The sequence below is a fragment of the Prauserella endophytica genome (assembly GCF_005146945.1).
GTDB lineage: Bacteria > Actinomycetota > Actinomycetes > Mycobacteriales > Pseudonocardiaceae > Prauserella_A > Prauserella_A endophytica.
Map to the genome: position 1 here is coordinate 263,990 of NZ_SWMS01000007.1, position 19,060 is coordinate 283,049.

Consider the following 19,060-nt stretch of genomic DNA (forward strand, 5'->3'; position numbering starts at 1 on the left):
GGCCGATGACTTCACCGCGGATGCGTTCGACGCCGCTAGCGGGGACTTGCCAGCGGGGCATCAAGCCTGGGGCGCTTCAGCCTGCCACCGTTCGATCGTGACCTGTCCTCGGCCGCGCCCGCGTCATCCGCATCGTCGATACCCGGCGTTTTCACGCCCAGGCTGGTGAGCGACCAGAGAGCGCGTCCGGCGCGGTGGCCGCAGGGCTCCTCAGCCCAGCTCGTCGCAGGACTAGCCGCGCGTCTTCGAGAGGTCACGGCGCCCTCTCCGCTTACTTGATTTTAGATGTATAAACTCTTCGGCGATCGTACACCGATATCCTTGTCTCGGCTTGAGCCTAATTCCCTAGTAACTCTAGGGCATGTATAGTTTCTACTATGAGGTCGACGCCTGACGCTCACCGAGACGCTGAGTTCGAACTGGTCGTCAGCACGCGGCGAACCGTCGCTGACCGGGTGTGCGTGCTCACGCTGAGCCGGCCGGACGGATCCGCACTCCCCCGCTGGTCGCCCGGAGCGCACATCGACCTCGTTCTCGGCGCGGGCCTGGTGCGGCAGTACTCGTTGTGCGGCGACCCGCACGATGCCGCCTCCTGGCAGGTGGCCGTGCTACTCGAAGAACAGTCACGCGGTGGGTCCGCCACCGTGCACCGCGAACTCACCGCAGGCACCTCCGTGCGAGCCCGCGGTCCACGTAATCACTTCCCCCTCGTGAGCGCGCCGCGGTACCTCTTCGTGGCGGGAGGGATCGGGATCGCGCCGTTGGTTCCCATGGTCGCGACGGCCGACTCAGCCGGGGCGGACTGGCGACTCGTCTACGGCGGGCGACGACGATCCGCGATGGCTTTCGCGGATACGCTCGCCGAGTCCTACGACGACAAGGTCCACGTCTTACCCGAGGACGAGACCGGCTTGCTGCCGCTCGAGCCGGTCGTGCGCGCGGCTGACGACAGCACCGCGATCTACTGCTGCGGGCCGGCAAGCCTGATAACCGAGGTCGAAAAGCTCCACGCCGACGCCGGGAAAGGGACGTTGCACGTCGAGCGATTCGGTCCGCAGGCCGCCGTCGAGCCCGAGGGACGCGGAACGTTCGAGGTCGAAGCAGCGAGGTCGGGCACCGTCGTGACGGTCGGCCCGGACACGACCGTCCTCGAGGCCTTGAGATCCGCAGGGGTGGACGTCCTCAGCGCCTGCACGGAGGGAATCTGTGGCACGTGTGAGGTGAAGGTCCTGGCGGGTACGCCCGAACACCGCGACTCGATCCTGACCGAGCAGGAACGGGCGGCCGGCGACACGATGTTCGTGTGCGTGTCCCGCTGCCTGTCCCGCCGCCTCCTGCTGGACGTCTGAGCAGGTCTCGGTCAGAGCAGGTGTTTGGCCACCCTCGCCACGATCCCATCGACCGAAGGGATCGCGGCGTCCTCCAGGACTCCGGCGTGCGGCAGCGGGATGTGCGGTGTGGTGATCCGGATCGGTGCGCCGTCGATGGAGTCGAACGCCTCCTCCACCACGATGGAGACGATCTCGGCACCCCAACCGCACAATCGCGGATTCTCCTCGACCGTGAAAAGCGCGCCGGTCCGGTGAACGCTCTCGAGAATCGTGGTCATGTCCAACGGAACCATCGAGCGCACGTCGATCACCTCGACGTCGAGCCCGTGCCCGGTCAGCGCCTCGGCCGCTTCTCTCGCCCGGTGGACCATCATGCCGACCGCGACGATGGTGGCGTCCTTGCCCCGGCGGACGATCCTGGCCTTGCCCAACTCGTCGACGATGTCGCCATCGGGGACCTCGCCCTTGGTGGCGAGCAATCCCTTGTGCTCGATGAACATGACCGGGTCGGGATCACGGACCGCGGCCGCGAAAAGGCCGATGACATCCTCCGGGTTGGACGGCGCCACCACCTTGAGACCGGGGATCGCCATCAGCCAGTTCTCCACGCTCTGCGAGTGCTGTGCGCCGAACCGGAGGCCACCGCCCGAGCCGAACCGGATGACCAGCGGGAGAGTCAGCTGCCCGTCGCTCATGTAGCGCGCCTTGGCGATCTGGTTCGCCACCATGTCCTGGGTCACCATCACGAAGTCCGCGAACATGATCTCCGCGATCGGCCGCAGCCCGGCGGCCGCGGCGCCCATCGCGGCACCCACGATGGCCTGCTCGGAGATGGGCGTATCGAGCACGCGCCGCGGGCCGAACTCCTCGAGCAGCCCACCGGTCGTCTTGAAAACGCCGCCCGCCTTCGCGACGTCCTCGCCGATGAGGAACACGCTGTCGTCGTGACGCATCTCCTGCCGGATCGCGCGGGTGACAGCGGACCGGTACGTCATTTCCGCCACTGGGAACCTCCATCGGCCCACACGTTGGTGTCCAAAGTGCTCACATCAGGCAGCGGAGCGGCCACGGCGTACGACGCGGCTTCTTCCGCTTTGGACCGGCTCTCCCGCTCCATCGCCTCCAGCGTGGCCTCGTCGACGCCCGTGCCGAGCAGCCGCTCACGATAGATCGAGATGGGGTCGCGCTTCATCCAGCTGGCCACCTCTTCCGCCGGGCGATACTTGCCCGGGTCGGAGCTCGCATGGCCGAGATGCCGATAGGTGAGCGCTTCGATGAGAGACGGGCCACCACCGCGCCGGGCACGATCGATCGCGTTCGCCGCCGCGACGTACATCGCGTCGGCGTCGTTGCCGTCGACGACAATCGGTTCCAGTCCGTACGCGGCGGCCCGATCGGCCGCGGGTCGCGGAACGGCCGTGACCTCGGAGATTGGCGTGTACTCCATGTAGTGGTTGTTCTCGCACACGTAGACGACGGGGAGCTCCCACAGCGCGGCGAGGTTCAACGCCTCGTGGAACGCGCCGATGTTCGTGGCGCCGTCGCCGAAGAAGCAGACGGTCACCTTGTCCTCACCGCGGTACTTCGCCGCGAGCGCGGTGCCCGCCGCGACGGGAAGATGGGCGCCGACGATGGCGTAGGAGCCCATCATTCCGTGCTCCACGCTGGTCAGATGCATCGATCCGCCCTTGCCGCCGTTGATCCCGGTGGACCTGCCAAGCAGCTCGGCCATCGTGCCCTTCATCGGGACGCCGCGAGCGAGGGTGTGCGCGTGGCCGCGGTACGTGGCGTACGTCGTATCGCCTTCACGGGCCTGCACACCGAACGCGGCGGCGATTGCCTCCATCCCGATGGACGAGTGACCGGGTCCGGTCTTGCCCGCGAAGAACAGCCGGGTCCAGGCTTCTTCGAAGAACCTGATCTCGAGCATCAGGCGGTGCATTGCGAGCCGGTCGTCGAGCGGGACGACGGTGCCGGCCCCGGCTTGCGAGGAGTGCGTCTGCGTCATGGTCGTTCTCTCGTTTCCTCAGCTTCCCGGTGGGCTGGGAACTGGAGCGATTGCGGGCTCAGGTACTCGGCGATGCCGTGGCGGCCGAGCTCGCGACCATAGCCGGACTGTTTGAACCCACCGAAGGGCGCGGCGGCGTTGAACGGCGCGCCGTTGATCGATACCTGTCCGGTACGGATGCGCCGCGCGATCGCGACAGCGCGTTCCTCGTCGGCGGACCACACGCCGCCCGAGAGGCCGTAGGGCGAGTCGTTCGCGACCCGGATCGCCTCCTCCTCATCGTCGACCACGTGGACGACGAGCACGGGCCCGAAGATCTCCTCCTGGGCGATCGTCGCCTTCGGGTCGACGTCGGTGAAGACCGTCGGCAGCACGTAGTGGCCATCCTGGAACTCGGCAGGGAGGTCGAGCCCGCCGGCGAGCAGCCTGCCTTCCCCGCCGAGCCCCTTGCGGATGTAACCCTCGACGGTGCGCCGCTGCGCCGCGCTCACCAGCGGGCCCACCGTGGTCTGCGCGTCGCGGGGGTCGCCGACGACCTGCGCTTCGACTTCGGCGGTCAGCCGTTCCTCGACTTCCGCGGCCAGAGAGCGCGGAACGATCAGCCGCGTCAGCGCGGAGCACGTCTGCCCGTTGTTCATCAGGAAGTACCGAACCGCTCCCGGAATCGCGCGGTCGAGGTCGGCGTCGGCGGCGAACACGTTCGCCGACTTGCCGCCCAGCTCCAGCGCGACCTTCTTCACCGAGCGGGCCGCGACCTCCGCGATCCGCGAACCGGCGGCGGTGGATCCGGTGAAGCTCACCATGTCCACCAGCGGATGGTCGGCGAAGGCTTCGCCGACCACCGGGCCACGGCCCTGCACGACGTTGACCACGCCCGCCGGGACCCCGGCGTTCTCCAGCTCAGCCACGAGGTCGTACACCGTCAACGGTGCCTGCTGTGGCGGTTTGACGACCACCGTGCAACCGGCGGCCAGCGCGGGCGCGAGCTTGCCCATGATCTGGTAGAGCGGGTAGTTCCACGGCGCGATGGCCGCTACCACCCCGATAGGCAGTCCCTGCACCCGGGAGGTGCCGATGTCTTCCACCTCGGCGATCGCGTCCATCGCATCGATCGTGCCTTCGAGCGCCCGGACCGGGAGCCCGGCCTGCACCCGCAGCGAGAACGCCGACACGCTACCGACCTCCGCGGTGGCGGAGTCGGCGATGCGCTGACTACGGCCTTGCAGGCCGGTCATGAGCGCTCGCAGGATGTTCTTACGTTCCGCGAGCGTGGTCGCCGACCACGCCGGGAATGCCTCGTGGGCGGCCCGGACAGCCGCCGCGGCCTGCTCGGTGCTTCCGAGGCTGACTTCGCCGACGGTGGTGCCGTCCGCGGAGTCGGTCACGGTGACGGCCTCGTCGCCCATCTGCCACGTGCCCCGGATGTAGGCGGCAGGTAGTACGTCCATCTCGTGTCCCGTCTCGTGGGTATCGGTCGGTGTGCTCACCGTTCGCCGGACATGTCGACGACCCGGCTGGTCCGGTGATGGTTCTTCGGCCGGGTGCGCGACATCCAGATGCACAGCTCGGGATCGGCCTCGAAGAGCGGACCTTCGACGTGCTCGCCGACCGGGGTGAACCTGCCCCAGCGCGAGCCCATCGTCACCAGCACGGTGCCGGTGCTTTCGTCGAAGACATACGCGGCCCGCGGGTTCCACGGGTTGCGGATCGCGCCCTGCGCGACGTCGTCGCTGGCGAGGTCGGCGTAGCGCGGCCTTGCTGCGCTCATCGCGCATCACCGTCTCGGTGTTTACCGACCCAATCGTCGAGCAGGTCGTGCCGCCAGCAGATCATCGCCTCCTGGTAGGTCGACATCGTGGCGTGCGACCGGCGGCTGGCCATGAGCCCTCGCTGCACCGCCTCCATGTTGAAGCAATCCTGGTCGATGACCATCCCGAGCGTGGAGAGCTCGGTTGCCTTGGTTGCCGACTCGTCGAAATCGACCCACGTGCACTCGGCGGTCTTCGGCCGTTCGCCCCGGTACGGCGTCAGGAACATGACCTCGAAGATGCACTCGTCGTGCCGGTCGCCGTTCGGGCGGAAGCGGTACACGATCCGGTTGTAGCCACCCCATGGATGCAGGTTGGGGAAGATCGCGTAGTTCCAGTGGTCGAGCAGCTCGGCGTCGGAGATCTCGTCGACCTCGTCTCCGAGGGCGGCCCGCCACCGCTCGCGCGCGGCGGCCGACATGCTGCTGCGCGCCGTCGAGTCCTGCTGGAACGGGATGGGCAACGGCTCACCCTCACGGACATCGAGCATGCGCTTGATGATGTCCACATCGGTCACCTCGGCAGGCAGGTCCTCCACGGGCGTGCCGGACGGACTGATCTGCCGTGCCCAGTTGCCGTAGACGTCGACCGCGGCGTTGATGTCGCCGACGTACGGTGACGACTGCGGGTGGGTCGCGCCGAGGTGCAGCCCCTCGTCGAAGGCCTCTTGCGCGACCTTCCAGTTGCAGCGAAGCTTCTTCGCGACGTGCGCCTCGAGGTAACGGTGTTCGAAGTCCCAGCGTGCGAAATGGTTCGGCAGGTCGCCGAGGAAATCCTCCAGCGGTTCGGCGTCCGGGTCCGGGTTGATGAAGACGAAGCCGCCCCAGGTGCCGACCCGCGCCTCCGGCAGTCGCCAGCGCGGGCTGTCCTCCTTGACCGAGGGGAATTCATCGCGGGCGGGCGCCGATCGCAGCGAGCCATCCAGGCGCCAGGTGAAACCGTGGAAGCTGCATCGGAACTCGCTGCACCGGCCGTCGTAGTCCTTGAGCACGCGGCCCCGATGCAGGCACACGTTGACGTAGCACCTGATGCCGTCTCGCGTGCGCACCACGAGGTAGCTGTCGCCCGCGATGTCGTAGACGATGTAGCTGCCGATGTCCGGCAGATGTTCCTCACGGCACGCCACCTGCCAGACCTTGCGCCAGAGGTGCTCCTTCTCCAGCAGGTGCCACTCCCGCGACGTGTACCGCTCGATGGGGATCTCGGTGTTACGCGGGACGTAGTGGTGTGCCTCGCGCAAGTACTCGGGCACGGCCACCGCGTCCTGGTGGACGAGGTCGTACCACGGCACGGTCTTGTTGGCTTCGCCCGGTTGCCGTGCGTTCGACGGCCCGGTGGTCGTCATACGAACTCCTCCCCTTCGACCCGGAAGGGTCACCGATTTCCGGATGCCGCGTGCGGCCCGGTGTGGTCTGTCTTGCCGTCTGGTCGTCTCGCCGGCTACCGCAACGTGGCCACGATCTCGGTGAGCCGGTTGAGGAACCTCAGGTGCACCGCCGTGCCGATCGCGAGCAGGTTCGGCGTCGTACTCACTCCTTCGGTGAAGATGCGCAGCGCGGTGAGATTGACGCAGGCGCCCTTGAGCTGGTTGAAGGCCTCCCAGGCGAGCCAGTCGCGGTCGTCGATCTCGACGTCGGCCTGCTCGGCGAACTTGGCGCGCCACGTGGCGACGTCGTGCATGCGCCGTGCCCTGATCGCGCCGAAGTATGTCCAGTCCTCCGCGGGGTCGCCGTAGTGCGCGAGTTCCCAGTCGGTCAGCGCGGTGATCTCGCCGTCGACGTGCAGGAAGTTCCCCGGCCCTGGGTCACCGTGCACGATCGCGGTCGGTCCAGTGGGGCGGAGGTGCCGGCGCAACCATTCGGCCGACTCCTCCAGCAGCGGGATGCGTACGTCAACCGAGTCGCGGTAGATGCCGAGCCAGTGGTCGATCATCGCGGAGATTGCGGCCTCCGGTGTGGCGGGCACCGGCCCGAGCCCGTTCTCGACGAGCGCCGGGTCCAGCTGGTGCAGTTCCTGCAGCCGCCGGATGTAGGTGTCGACGACCTGTGGATCCTCGATGACCGGCGAGCCAGGCACCCGGTCCATCACGAAGAACGGTTGTCCGAGCACCTCGGGATCGGTCACGATCCAGCGCACGCGCGGCGCGGGATAACCCGCCTCGGCGAGCGCCCGCATCACCTTGGCTTCGGAAGTGCCTTCGGTGCCGAACATGCCACCTTGCTCGATCCGGACGATCAGGTCGTACGCCACGCCGTCCGCGGTGACGCGCACGCTGAGCATCCGGCGCGAGTGACCGCCGACCATCACGGACGCGGTGAGCTCGACGGGCGCGCCGAGCACATCGGCGAACCACGCGCGCAACGCGGGCGCCTCGGGCACGTCCACCTCGTCGTCCGGAATGTCCATGGGTGCGTGGCCGGAGAAGGTTTCCAGCAGCGGCGCCGCTTCCGCGATGTCCTCTTCGAGAATGCTCGTCAGGTGCGCGCGGACCGTGTCGGCGCGGTCCCGCACGACCGGATCGTCGGGTGTGGAGATGGCGTCGACCAGCAGGTCGGCCGCCGTGCCGAGCAGCCCCGGTAGGTCGGCGGCCTCGGCATCCGTGGGGCCGACCACCGTCGCCAGCTTCTCGGCGCGCCGGTCGGTGACGTCGTCGTGGCTCGCCTGGGCGTAACGGCACAGACCGACCAGCTGACGGGCATTGTCACGCTCGAACCCAGGCCGCAGCGCCGGAATGATCAGCTCTTCGAGCGTCGCGGCGACCGAGCGCCACAGCACCGACTCGTCAGGGCGACCGGTGGAGGTCATGGCGACACCCCCAGCCGCTCGGCGATCTCCGCCTCGTATTCGAGATCGAAACCTTTGCCCCACAGTGGGTCGGCCAGGGTCGTGGAGTTGGCCAACGGCGACTGCTGGAACCATTCGTAGGTCAGTTCGTGGCCGCTGCGAAAGTCGCGTTCCGGCGGTACACCGAGCACGTCGTGCAGCTTCTGCGTCGAAAGAACGCCGTGGTGGCGGGCACGGAAGAGCCGGCAGAAGGCGGGCTTGTCCAGACTTTCGACCGTCTCATCGGGCAGCGGCACCACGCGCGGCTCGGCACCGACGATGTCCGCCAGCGTCTGGACGTATGCCAACGCGGTGACACCACTCCCGGTGACGTTGAAGATCTCGCCAACGGCCGCCTCGTGGGACGCCATCGTGGTCAACGCGGCCACGAAGTCGTCGACGTAACCGAAGGAGCCGGTGACCAGGCCACCGTGCGGGAGGAGGATCGGCAGTCCCCTGCGGAGCCGGATGAACATCGCCGACTCCATGTCGAAGATGTTGTTCTCGGGCCCGTAGATGGCCGCTGGGCGGGCAACGGTCGCAGGCAGGCCGGTAGTGCGGTACCGGTCGAGCAGCAGGTTCTCGGCGAAGACCTTGAAACCGCCGTAGGTCGTCGGCGGCTCGTCACGTTGCGCGAAGTCCTCCGTCCAGGGGAAGACCCCGGACTGCTCGTAGGCCATCACGGAGGAGACGAAGACGTAGCGGCCGACAGTGCCGTCGACCAGATCGACGAGCGCGCGGAAGTTGTCCGCATCGGTCGCCATGATGTAGCCCGAGACGTCGTAGACGGCGTCCCACTCGGTACCGCTCAACGCCGCCTTCATCGAATCCACGTCCCGGCGGTCAGCGATCAACTGGTGGACACCCGCGCGGGAGCTGCCCGACCGGCCGCGGTTGAGCGTGGTGACCTCGTCGCCGTTCTCCAGCAGCTTCCTGACCAGTCGTCCGCCGACGAAGCTGGAGCCACCCAACACCAGTGTGCGCATCCGATTCCTTCGCAGTGTGCTCGTCCGAGGCAAGTACTCGGCATACCTACGGCCATCGAGATTTTGTAGTCCGTCTAGCTTAACTCTCCACCAGCCGCAGGGGAACAGAACTCGTCCCACTTTTTTTAGTGCCGCTCCACTTATCACCCCTCGCGGCCGTCGGCGGGCCGGTCGCGCACCGGTCGACTGACCGGGACCAGACTCCAGTGGAAGCACGCGAAGAGCTCGAAAGCGGCGCGGAGACGACTGAGCCCACCGAGCCGGGTTACTATACGTTGAATACAGTACGTCCAGCGATGCTGAAAGCCACGCGACGACCTGACCATCCGACAAGGGATGGACCGGGAAACCATGCGCCCGTGCTGCACCTCCGCAGGCGCGCGCCGTCCCAGCATCGCGGTGACCCCGGAGGCGAACCGGCCGAGGCAGGGTCGTCGGCCCCGTTGTGGTCGCCCGGTTCTCGATTCCACTCGCACCGTGTCGAACGCCGAGTGCGCCGCGCCCATCACCGCGATCGGCTACCAGACGGATGCTGAGCGTGCGGCCGGTCGTTCGGGTTCGGCTCCCGCCGCTCTTGGACCGGCGAACGGCGGGACCAGCCGGTATCCGGCTTTCCTTAAGTGCGATGCAGTAACCGTGACTCGGGGTCACGCGGCGTGTTCATCCGCCGCACACCGGGGATCACCGCTCGAGGTGTTTCCACCAGCTTACGACCCTGCAGTCAATCTGATCATCAGGACGAGGATCCCGGCCCGTCACCTGCTCACCTCGACGCACTATTTCAAGCTGATATATAGAAACTGTTGACAGGCTCAGATGAGTTACTCAACACTGACACCATCTTTACCCCGGCTACAGGAGGCTCCCGATGAAAGTTCGCAACGGCGTCCGCGCGGTTGGCGCGGTGTTGGCAGTAACACTGCTGCTGTCTGCGTGCGGTGGCGCCGGCGACGCAGCCGACGAGGGAGGCGCTGCGGAGCTGAAGATCGGCCGCGCACCAGCATGGGCTCAGTTCCCGCTGTTCGTCGCCGAAGAGGAGGGCTTCTGGGGTGACCACGGCATCAAGCCCGAGTTCATCGGCATCAAAGCAGGGCCCGAACAGACCGCCGCTCAGGTGTCCGGGGAGCTCGACGTCGTCGACAACGTCCCGAACAACATGCTACCGATCATCGACAAGGGCACCGACCTCGTCGCGTTCACGGAGACCGTTCGGGCATCACAGTTCGACATCATCGTCGACAAGGACTACCCGATCAGCGCGGAACAGGGAGACTGGCGCGGCGCCATGCGAGACCTGAAGGGCGCCAAGGTCGGCGTTATCGCGCGCGGCACGGGCGCGGAGGACATCGCCCGCACCCTCTTCAAGGAGGCCGGGGTCGATCCGGAATCGGCCACCTACATCGCGACCGGTCTCCCGTCGACGACCATGGCCGCGATGGACAACAATCAGATCGACATGGCAATTACCCTCGAGCCGGGGATCGCTCAAGCGGTCGAGAGCGGTCTTGCCAAGACTCCCTTCTCGGTTCGCGCCGGTGAGGCGCCGGATAACCTGATCTGGCCGGGCGTGGTGACCACCGCGACGCGTGAGTTCGCCGACGAGAACCCTGACTTGCTGCGGCGGTACATCGACGTCATGAACACCACGCTCGATTTCATCCGCGACCCCGCCAACAAGGACCGGGTGATCCAGTTGATGCAGCAGACGTTGTCGACGCCGCCGGAGACCGCGACCTACCTGTACGAGAACCACCTCGACGACTTCCCGGAGAGCGCGGCGCTGAGCGACGAGGAGATCCGGCAGCTCGACGCGGCCGCTCAATGGGTCCAGAGCATCGGCACGGTCGGCAAGCTCTACCCCGCCGAGTCGTGGACCGTCCAGCCTTGAGCCGTGCCCTGCCCGATCAGCCGCCAGAAAGCGAGACGGCGATGACAACAAGCGAAAGCGCGCTGACGGATGGCGGCGTCGACCCCTATGACCCCACATTGCAGCAGTGCCCGGTTCCTACCTACCACGCACTGCGATCGTCGGCACCGGTGTACTACTCGAAACCAGCGGGTGTCTACATCGTCACCAGATACGACCTCGTGGAAGCCGTTCTCCGCGATACCCAGACGTTCTCCAACAACTGCCCCCGCGAAGACCCCCCAAGCCAGGCGATGGAGCAGGAGATCGCCGGAATACGCGCTGAAGGCTGGCCCCACGTCCCCACGCTCGCCACGCAAGATCCGCCCTTGCACAGCCAATACCGCGCGGTGGTGACGCCGTTCTTCAGTCCGGCCAGAATACGCGCCTACGAGGCGCGCGCCAAAGAGGTCTGCGACCGGCTGCTCGATCGCTTGGCTGATCGAGCGGTTGACTTCGTCACGGAGCTGGCTGAGCCACTGCCGATCCAGGTGACGGCAGAGCTGATGAGCCTCGACACCAGCATGACGGATACCTATCGACGGTGGACGAAGGACGCGACCGTCGCGGTAGGCAACCACGTCGAGGAACAGCGGCGGCTGGAGGCAGAACGTGGGCTCGTCGAGATGCAGCGTTACTTCCACGACCGCATCGAGCAGGCGCGGCGCGCCCCTGGTTCTGACTTCTTCTCCGCGCTGGTCGAGGCGCGCATCACCGAGGGCGACCGCGAACGGCCGCTGTCGAACGAAGAGATGATCTCACTCAGCCGTCAGCTGTTCGTCGGTGGTATCGAGACCACGACGAAACTGCTCGCCGAGGCGGTGCGGGTCCTGGCAGAGGAGCCAGCGCGGTACCAGGAGCTGGCGACCGACCCCGAGGGCATACCCCGATTCGTCGAGGAGGTGCTGCGGCTGGCGAGTCCTGCCCAGGGCATCCCGCGCAGGGTGACGACCGATACTCGGCTCGGTGACGTCCCGATCCCGGCGGGATCGACCGTCATCATCATGTACGCCGCGGCGAACCGCGATCCGGAGTTCTTCGAAGGACCGGACGACTTCGACAGTGGAAGGCCGAACGTGCGCCGCCACCTGGCCTTCGGGAAGGGCACGCACTTCTGCCTCGGCGCGCCGATCAGCAGGATGGAAGCACGCGTCGTGCTCGACGGCCTCATCCAGCGCTTCCAGCGGCTCGAACTCGTGGCCGGCGCGAACGATTTCGCCTACGAACCGAGCTTCATCCTGCGGGGACTCACGTCCCTCTGGGTGCGGTTGTTGTCCAGGACAGACGAGTCAACGGAGGTGCCGGACCATGTCGGACGCGAGTGACCCTCGCCAGCTGGTAGTCAACCTGTTCCAGGCTTGGAGCAGCGGAGACCCGGACGAAGTCGCCGCCTTGTTCCAGCCCGACGCGGTGTTCTTCGACAATGTCAACGGCCGGTTCGACGGCAGGGCAGCGATCCGCCAGTTCTACGCGGGCAGTCTCGAGGTCTGGGACGACCTGAAAACGGCGCCCACGCGCATCTGGGTCGACGGTGACACCGCCGCCTGTGTGTGGACCATGACGGGCCGGATGAAGACCGACCGTTTCGGCGCGGGACTGGCAGGCTCCACGGCTCGCATCGATGGCATGGCCTGGATCCGGTTCGTCGACGGACTGGTCGCCCACGACGAGGAGTATTTCGACCGGGGCGCCCCCCTGGCTTCCCTCGAGGGACGCGGTTTCCTCACCCCGCAAACGGCACCTTGAGCAGCGGAGGATCGATGACTCGCACATGTCTGGGCCGCCGATACAGGTGCCGGCCCGGACATGTGCGAGGCCTGGCTCCCGGTCTGCTCGAGGCGACTGACGACGGCTCAGTCCACGTGCTGCGTGCCCGGCCAGGCCCTGAGTCCCGCGCTGAGCTGGCAGCGGCCGTCGCATCGTGCCATCCGCGCGGGACCCGGCTAGGCCTGGCGCGGTTACGCCCCGTCAGAGCCGAGGAATACCTCCCTGCGACGGCATCGCCGTGCGACATTTCTTTGCCCACCGCGGCAGACGACCGCATTCGGTACCCGTCCACGGTGGTCCGCGAAGCCCTGGGGCGAACCCGGCTCGGTCCGTGGATCCATGCCGTGAACACCGCAGGATGATTTGTCGATCGGGCACTGTCGTCGGACGCGCTCGCCTTCGCCGAAGTCGGCTGATACGCACGCAGGTGCTGGCAGACCGCGCGACTCATGCCCGACGATCGCCGACCTCGGCTCAGTACTGCGCGGTCCCGCCGTCGACAGACAGTGCCTGACCCGTGATCCCCGATGCCGCGTCGCCCGCGATGAACACCGCGAGTGAGGCCACCTCGTCGAGAGTGACGGGCCGCCCGGTGGCAGCTTCGCTGCTGTACTTCTCGACAACCGCGTCAACGCCGGCGAGCCCCTGACCCGCTCCGCCGCGGTCCGCGACCAGGTCGGTGACGACCAGGCCGGGACACAGGGCGTTCACCGTCACCCCGGACTTGCCGACCTCGTGCGCCACCGCCTTGACGAGGGTAATGATGGCCGCCTTGTTCGTCGCGTACCCCGCGATTCCCGGCCTCCCGCGCTTGCCCTCCACTGACGACATGCAGATCACGCGACCGGACGACTGGGCCACCATGTAACCCAGCGAGCGACGGAGACCCCAGAACGTGTGGTTGAGGTTCACATCGAGCTCGAACTGCCACTCGTCGTCTGTCATCTCGAGTATGGGAGCGGACTGCCGCACTCCCCCGGCGTTCAGCACGGCGATATCGAGCCTGCCGAACCAGTGATGGGCGGCGTCCACGAGCCGCTCGACGTCTTCCTGCCTCGTGACGTCCGTGGCAAGAAAGCGAGCCCGCTCACCGGCACCGAGCTCGGCGAGCATCTTGTCGCCCTTTACCTGACTTCGACTGCCGATCAACACAGCCGCGCCCTCGGCGAGAAAGGCTTCCGCGATGCTGCGGCCGATGCCCGCTGAGCCGCCCGTGACGACGGCGGTCTTGCCCTGTAGTGAACCCATATCGTTTCTGCCCTTACCTGTTCTGACTGCGGTCGTCCGGCACGCTGACACCAGCGCCGGCTACTCCAGTGCGAGGCCGATCTGGCGTGCTTCCTCGAGCTTGCGTGACGCCGCGTCGGGAGCGAGTTCCCCGGGCTCGTACCGAACGGCGCGCAGCTCGCCGCTGAACGGAAAAGTGCCACGCCGTTGTGCCAGGTCCCAGTCCACCGGTGAGCGAAGGTCCCTTCCGACGTCTATTCCGTTGAAGGGCAGGAAGCCCGCGAACTGCCGGAGGCCTGCGGCCTTGGCCTCCGGTGCCCCGTCCACGACGAGCGAGACGTCCCAGACACCACCGCCTGGCGCGCTGACGTCAACGATCACAGCGCCGCAGTGCTCACCCAGAGCCACGGACATCGAATGCAGGGCACCACAGTTGTTGTGGGTGAACACCAGTCGCCCGTCCTCGACATAGAGCACGTACCCCGACTCCTGACCACCGTGTGCGACGAGGACTCCCTCGTCGCCCTGATGGTAGTTCCACTCGACGACGATCCGGAAAGACCGGCCGGAGATGAGCTGGCTCGACCGCCAGCGCTCGAGTGTGGGTGTGCCTCGCGGGATACGGAGCTGCCCGGCGAATCGCTCGTGCGACGATGGCCGGTAGTAGTACTTGAGCCGGTTGCCCTCATCCAGTGGGAAAACCTGGTTGGCCCAGGCTTCCTCCTCCCACGTGGCCACCAGCCCGGCGAGCCGGTCGGGGTGCTGCTCGGCGAGGTCGCGAGTCTGCGTCGGATCCTGGGCCGTGTGGTAGAGCTGCCACCGGTCTTCGGAGAACGGTGTCAGTGCTTTGTGGACGGTCAGGGCCTCCCAGCCGTCGTCGTACAGCGCTCGGTTGCCCATGCACTCGTAGTGCTGGCGAGTGTGTTCGGTAGGTGCGTCGGGGTCGTCGATGGCGGGCCGGAGGCTGACCCCGTGCAGCGGCTCCGCCGGCCGTCCGTGACGTGCGGTGACCGGTGTGAGGCCGATCCAGTCCACCAGCGTCGGCAGGACGTCGGTGACGTGGGAGTACTGCCACCGCACTGGCTGGTCCCGCGCTGGTAGCCGGGCGGGCCAGGACAGCACCATCGGAACCTGGTGCCCGCCTGCGACCGTGGACACCTTATAGAGCCGGAACGGTGTGTTGCACGCCATTGCCCACCCGCGCGGATAGTGCGGCCAGGTGGTCGGCCCGCCGATCTCGTCGATCCGCTCCAGCGCCTCGCGGATCACGCTGCCGTCGACGTCTCGCGTCTGGCTTCCGCCATCCCGGAAGTACGCCGTCGTCCCCGTCGCCTTGCCTTCCCGGGACGCGCCGTTGTCGCTGGTGATGATGACGATCGTGTTGTCGAGCTCGCCGAGCTCCGCCAGCACGGCACGCAGCCGCCCTACGCTGCGGTCCACGCTCTCGACCATGGCCGCGTAGACCTCCATGTACCGCGGATACAGCGCCTTCTCGTCATCGGTCAACGAGTCCCACGGCGGCACGTCCTCACCCGGTTCGTCGTTGCGTGGCGGGAGCACGGTGTCCTCGGGCATGATGCCGAGTTCCTTCTGGCGCTGGAACCGCTCGGCCCGAAGCGTGTCCCAGCCCGCGTCATAGCGTCCCCGATGGCGGGCGATGTCGTCCGCCTTGGCGTGCAAGGGAGCATGTACGGCGCCATGGGAGTAGTAGAGGAAGAACGGCTTGTGCGGGTCGGCGGTCTTCGATTCCTTGATCATCCGCACCGCGCGGTCAGTGAGGTCGTCGGTGAGGTAGTAGTCGTCGGGAAAGCTTTCCGTCTGTACCACACTGTTGCCTTCGTAGAGGCGGTGTGGTTGATGGAAGTTCGTCAGCGCCTCGAGAAATCCGTAGTACTGGTCGAACCCGCGTTGCAGTGGCCAGGACTGCCGGTTTCCCGCCTCGGACATGTCCTGTTCCTTCGACAGGTGCCACTTGCCGACCATGAACGTCGCGTAGCCGTTCTCACGGAGCACCTCGGCCATCGACGGCTGGTTGGCGGGCAGTTCCGAGGCATAGCCGGGAAATCCGGGGTCGATGTGCGCGACGAAACCGACACCCGCCGCGTGCGCGTTTCGGCCGGTCATGAGGGCGGCCCTCGTCGGCGAGCACATCGGAGTGCTGTGGAAGTTGGCGAACCGGATACCCTCGGCGGCGGTGGCGTCGATGTGCGGGGTCGGAATCTCCGAGCCGAAGCAGCCGAGGTCCGAGAAGCCGAGGTCGTCGACGAGCATGACGATGACGTTCGGTGCTCCTTCGGGCGCCTCCGGTCGCGGCGGCCACCACGGTTGGGAGGTCGCGAACGTCGTACCGACTCTGCCGTGAAAACCGGCGTACGCTCCTGAGTCGCGCTGCTGCACTGTTCGTCTCCTCAGTCGGAATCGAGGGGTGCTGAGTCGTGCCACCGCTTATGGCGAAGTGGACAGCATCTGCTGCGGATGTCCGAAGTGCTTGAGCGCGGCGAGCGACCGCACCGCCATCGCCGCGGCGAGTTCGCGAGTGCGCTCTGCCTCGGCATCGGCGACCACGACCAGCGAAGCCGCCACCGCGAAACTCAACGGCAGGGCCAACGCGATGGCGCGGCGCAGCCTTTCCGTCGAGTACTCGACACCCGCCGCGGCCAGCCCACGCTGATAGCCCGCGAGCAACTCCTCACCATGGACCTCCAGGTCGGCGGCCGGGATGTTCTGGGCCAGGAAGTACGAGACGTCAAGGGCGCATGCGCCGCGGGAGAGGCTCTGCCAGTCCAGCAGCACGACCCACTCGTCGAAGAGGAGGTTGTCCAGGCGGACATCGCCGTGCAACAGCGTCTGCGGCTCAGCCGCCAAGGCCCCGAAAGCTGTCGGCAACGCTTCTGCCATCGCCCTGCCCACCTCAAGCGCGTCGGGTGGCAGCCGGTCCGCGAGCGCCTCACAGAGGACCGGCCAGCCATCCCGGAGGATCCCCGTCAGGTTCTCGACCCGATGCTCGTCGGCGTGCCGGGTCACCCACGTCATCTCGGCGAGGGTTGGCCGGTCCCACCAGCTGGCATGGAAGGCGGCCAGTTCGGCTAGCACCGTCTTGGCATGTGCCAGGTCGCATCCCGCGACCTGGTCGACCTCCCGTGCCGCGCCGAGGTCCTCGAGGACCAGGGCGAAGCCGTCAGGCTCGGCGTAGCCCGCCGCCAAGCACCGCGGAGCACGAACCGCCGTTCGATGCGCGAGTTCGTTGAAGAACCGGAACTCTCGAACGTACAAGCCACCGCGGTTCGCGGCCTCCCTCGCCGCAGCTTCCGGTGCCGGAAGCTTCACGACGACGGACCTGGCCGGGTGTGACGGATGTTCGCATTCGAACGTCAGCCGGTAGGACGATCCCATGTGTCCCCGGTCCTCGCCGATCCGCGCGACAGCGACCGAATGGGCAGGCACGTCGGGAAGCTGGAGGACGCGCGGGAGCCAGTCACCACGGAGTTCGCGGTCGTCGCGAGGGAACGGTGCCGGGATCGGCAGCGGGGGCCGATGTTGCGTCATCAGATCGACACTGAGCTCGCGCTCGACTCCAGCGCCCGCCAGCGAAGTACTCGCCGCTCGATCGCCGAAACACCGAGATTGATGACCACAGCGAGTGTCGCGAGCACGATCAGCAGGGCGAACGCGGTGCGCATGTCGAACTGGTTCGTGGAGGTGATCAGAGCCTGCCCCAACCCCACCCGCGCGGCGATGAACTCCCCCATGACGACGGCGAGCAGGGAGTACACCGCGGCCAGCCGCAACGCACCGAACACGGGCGCCATGATGCCGGGCAACACGACCATGCGGAACTTCTGCAGCTCCGTCGCACCCATCGTGGTGGCGACGGTGTTGAGGTCGGGCGGAACCTGGGACACGGCGGCCTGGGTCGGGACCTGGACGATGAAGAAGACGATGACCGCGGCGAGCACGACCTTCGACGACGGGCCGACGCCGAACCACAGGATGAAGAACGGTGCCAGCGCGATCTTGGGCGTGGCGTTGGCGAACGTCAGATACGGATCGGCGATCGATGCGAGCCGGTTCCAGCGCCCCAGTATCAATCCGACGATCAGGCCGGCCGACGACCCGAGCACCCAGCCCAGCAGGGTCTCAGACAGGGTCACTTGCATGGAGTGCCAGAACGACGACTGCTGGACCATCTCCACGAGCCGCTCGAATGTTTCCATCGGCGTCGCGGTGTACATCCGGGGAAGCCACTCGTCCTCGACCGACCAGTACCACACGCCGATGAGCGCGACGAAGATGAGAATGCGGACGGCCACGACCGGCAGATCGAGTGCGCCCATCCTGCGGGTCCGGCGCCGTGCCTGCTCGGGAGGCCTGGTCGCGTGCTCTGCCGGCGCCGCGGACGGCCGGTCCACTTGATCCTTCGCCACGGTTTCGGTGCTACTGGATTTCATGCCGCAGCTCCTCCCACAGCGTCCGCTCGATCTCCTCGAGCCGTGGATCGAAGAGTTGTTCCTGGGGGTTTCTGGGGCGCTCGACGTCGACCATCATGTCGAGTTTGATCTCAGCGGGCCGGTGGGTCATGACGATGACCCGATCGGCGAGAAGCACGGCCTCGGAGAGGTCGTGGGTCACGAACAGCACGGTCTTTCCGCTGCCTTCCCACAGCGCGAGGAACTCGGACTGCACGCGAACACGCGTCTGGGCGTCGAGCGCGCCGAACGGCTCGTCCATCAACCACAGATCAGGATCGATCGCCAGTGTCCTCGCGATCGCGACGCGCTGTTGCATCCCGTGAGACAGCTGGGACGGGTAGGCATCCGCGAAGTGATCGATCTTCAACCGTTCGAGCAGGGCCATGGCCCGGCTCTTGCGCTCGCGAGCGGCCACCCCGCGGATCTCGAGCCCCAGCTCGACGTTCGCCCGGATCGTGCGCCATGGTGTGAGCGCGGACCGGGCGAGCATGTAACCGATGTCCCGGGACGGGCCGTCTACCGGCTTGCCGTAGCGGCTCACCACGCCCGCGCTCGGCCGCATCAGGCCCGCGAGCATGTTCAGCACGGTCGTCTTCCCGCACCCGCTCGGTCCCACCAGTGCGACGAACTGTCCCGCGGGAACGTGCAGATCGATGTTGTCGACCGCCAGAAGGTTGCCCTTGCCGGGTACGTCGAAGGCGACGCTGACGCCTTCCAGGCTCACCGAGTATTCTT

Annotated in this window: 16 protein-coding genes; 4 read left to right on the forward strand and 12 right to left on the reverse strand. The window is 67.0% G+C overall.

Going from position 1 to position 19,060, the window contains the following annotated elements; translation table 11 throughout:
- Positions 1 to 377: 377 nt before the first annotated feature.
- A complete protein-coding gene (locus FCN18_RS15670; protein ID WP_137095454.1) occupies positions 378 to 1,349 on the forward strand; it encodes a PDR/VanB family oxidoreductase in 972 nt (323 codons plus the stop codon).
- An 11-nt stretch (positions 1,350 to 1,360) separates the two neighbouring features.
- On the opposite strand, the gene FCN18_RS15675 is transcribed toward FCN18_RS15670, so the two are convergent.
- The 7 genes from FCN18_RS15675 to FCN18_RS15705 form a co-directional block, all read right to left on the reverse strand.
- On the reverse strand, positions 1,361 to 2,326 hold the full coding sequence (locus tag FCN18_RS15675) for an alpha-ketoacid dehydrogenase subunit beta (protein WP_199542664.1): 966 nt from the start codon (positions 2,324 to 2,326) through the stop codon (positions 1,361 to 1,363).
- Complete coding sequence (locus FCN18_RS15680) at positions 2,323 to 3,339, reverse strand: thiamine pyrophosphate-dependent dehydrogenase E1 component subunit alpha (RefSeq protein WP_112267735.1); 1,017 nt, start codon at positions 3,337 to 3,339, stop codon at positions 2,323 to 2,325. The genes FCN18_RS15675 and FCN18_RS15680 overlap by 4 nt, the downstream gene beginning before the upstream one ends.
- The gene (locus FCN18_RS15685; RefSeq protein WP_137095487.1) at positions 3,336 to 4,787 is read right to left on the reverse strand and encodes an aldehyde dehydrogenase family protein; all 1,452 of its coding nucleotides are present in this window, start codon (positions 4,785 to 4,787) and stop codon (positions 3,336 to 3,338) included. The genes FCN18_RS15680 and FCN18_RS15685 overlap by 4 nt, the downstream gene beginning before the upstream one ends.
- Positions 4,788 to 4,822: 35 nt before the next feature.
- Positions 4,823 to 5,107, reverse strand: coding sequence for a hypothetical protein (locus tag FCN18_RS15690; RefSeq protein ID WP_112267739.1), 285 nt, complete (start codon positions 5,105 to 5,107; stop codon positions 4,823 to 4,825).
- Positions 5,104 to 6,492: an aromatic ring-hydroxylating oxygenase subunit alpha gene (locus FCN18_RS15695; RefSeq protein ID WP_112267741.1), complete on the reverse strand. Its 1,389-nt coding sequence runs from the start codon at positions 6,490 to 6,492 to the stop codon at positions 5,104 to 5,106. Before FCN18_RS15695 ends, FCN18_RS15690 begins: the two co-directional genes overlap by 4 nt.
- 95 nt (positions 6,493 to 6,587) lie before the next feature.
- Positions 6,588 to 7,952 carry a phosphotransferase family protein gene (locus tag FCN18_RS15700; protein ID WP_158303111.1) on the reverse strand — a complete coding sequence of 455 codons (1,365 nt, stop codon included), beginning with the start codon at positions 7,950 to 7,952 and terminating at the stop codon, positions 6,588 to 6,590.
- On the reverse strand, positions 7,949 to 8,956 hold the full coding sequence (locus tag FCN18_RS15705) for an NAD-dependent epimerase/dehydratase family protein (RefSeq protein ID WP_137095456.1): 1,008 nt from the start codon (positions 8,954 to 8,956) through the stop codon (positions 7,949 to 7,951). Before FCN18_RS15705 ends, FCN18_RS15700 begins: the two co-directional genes overlap by 4 nt.
- A gap of 868 nt (positions 8,957 to 9,824) precedes the next feature.
- Between FCN18_RS15705 and FCN18_RS15710 the strand changes: the two genes are divergently transcribed.
- From FCN18_RS15710 to FCN18_RS15720, 3 genes are read left to right on the forward strand one after another with little or no spacing between them, the layout of a single operon-like run.
- Complete coding sequence (locus FCN18_RS15710; RefSeq protein ID WP_137095457.1) at positions 9,825 to 10,844, forward strand: ABC transporter substrate-binding protein; 1,020 nt, start codon at positions 9,825 to 9,827, stop codon at positions 10,842 to 10,844.
- A 41-nt stretch (positions 10,845 to 10,885) separates the two neighbouring features.
- On the forward strand, positions 10,886 to 12,187 hold the full coding sequence (locus tag FCN18_RS15715; RefSeq protein WP_158303112.1) for a cytochrome P450: 1,302 nt from the start codon (positions 10,886 to 10,888) through the stop codon (positions 12,185 to 12,187).
- Positions 12,171 to 12,608 carry a nuclear transport factor 2 family protein gene (locus FCN18_RS15720; RefSeq protein WP_137095459.1) on the forward strand — a complete coding sequence of 146 codons (438 nt, stop codon included), beginning with the start codon at positions 12,171 to 12,173 and terminating at the stop codon, positions 12,606 to 12,608. Before FCN18_RS15715 ends, FCN18_RS15720 begins: the two co-directional genes overlap by 17 nt.
- 495 nt (positions 12,609 to 13,103) lie before the next feature.
- Here the strand turns inward: FCN18_RS15720 and FCN18_RS15725 are convergent, their stop codons facing one another.
- The 5 genes from FCN18_RS15725 to FCN18_RS15745 are packed head-to-tail and all read right to left on the reverse strand — an operon-like array spanning position 13,104 to position 19,049.
- A complete protein-coding gene (locus FCN18_RS15725; protein WP_137095460.1) occupies positions 13,104 to 13,877 on the reverse strand; it encodes an SDR family NAD(P)-dependent oxidoreductase in 774 nt (257 codons plus the stop codon).
- Positions 13,878 to 13,937: 60 nt separating this feature from the next.
- On the reverse strand, positions 13,938 to 16,253 hold the full coding sequence (locus FCN18_RS15730; protein ID WP_137095461.1) for an arylsulfatase: 2,316 nt from the start codon (positions 16,251 to 16,253) through the stop codon (positions 13,938 to 13,940).
- 48 nt (positions 16,254 to 16,301) lie between these two features.
- A complete protein-coding gene (locus FCN18_RS15735) occupies positions 16,302 to 17,402 on the reverse strand; it encodes a phosphotransferase (RefSeq protein ID WP_112267755.1) in 1,101 nt (366 codons plus the stop codon).
- A complete protein-coding gene (locus FCN18_RS15740; RefSeq protein ID WP_113641757.1) occupies positions 17,402 to 18,304 on the reverse strand; it encodes an ABC transporter permease in 903 nt (300 codons plus the stop codon). Before FCN18_RS15740 ends, FCN18_RS15735 begins: the two co-directional genes overlap by 1 nt.
- Positions 18,291 to 19,049, reverse strand: a complete 759-nt coding sequence (locus FCN18_RS15745) for an ABC transporter ATP-binding protein (protein ID WP_158303113.1) — start codon at positions 19,047 to 19,049, stop codon at positions 18,291 to 18,293. Before FCN18_RS15745 ends, FCN18_RS15740 begins: the two co-directional genes overlap by 14 nt.
- Positions 19,050 to 19,060: the final 11 nt, after the last annotated feature.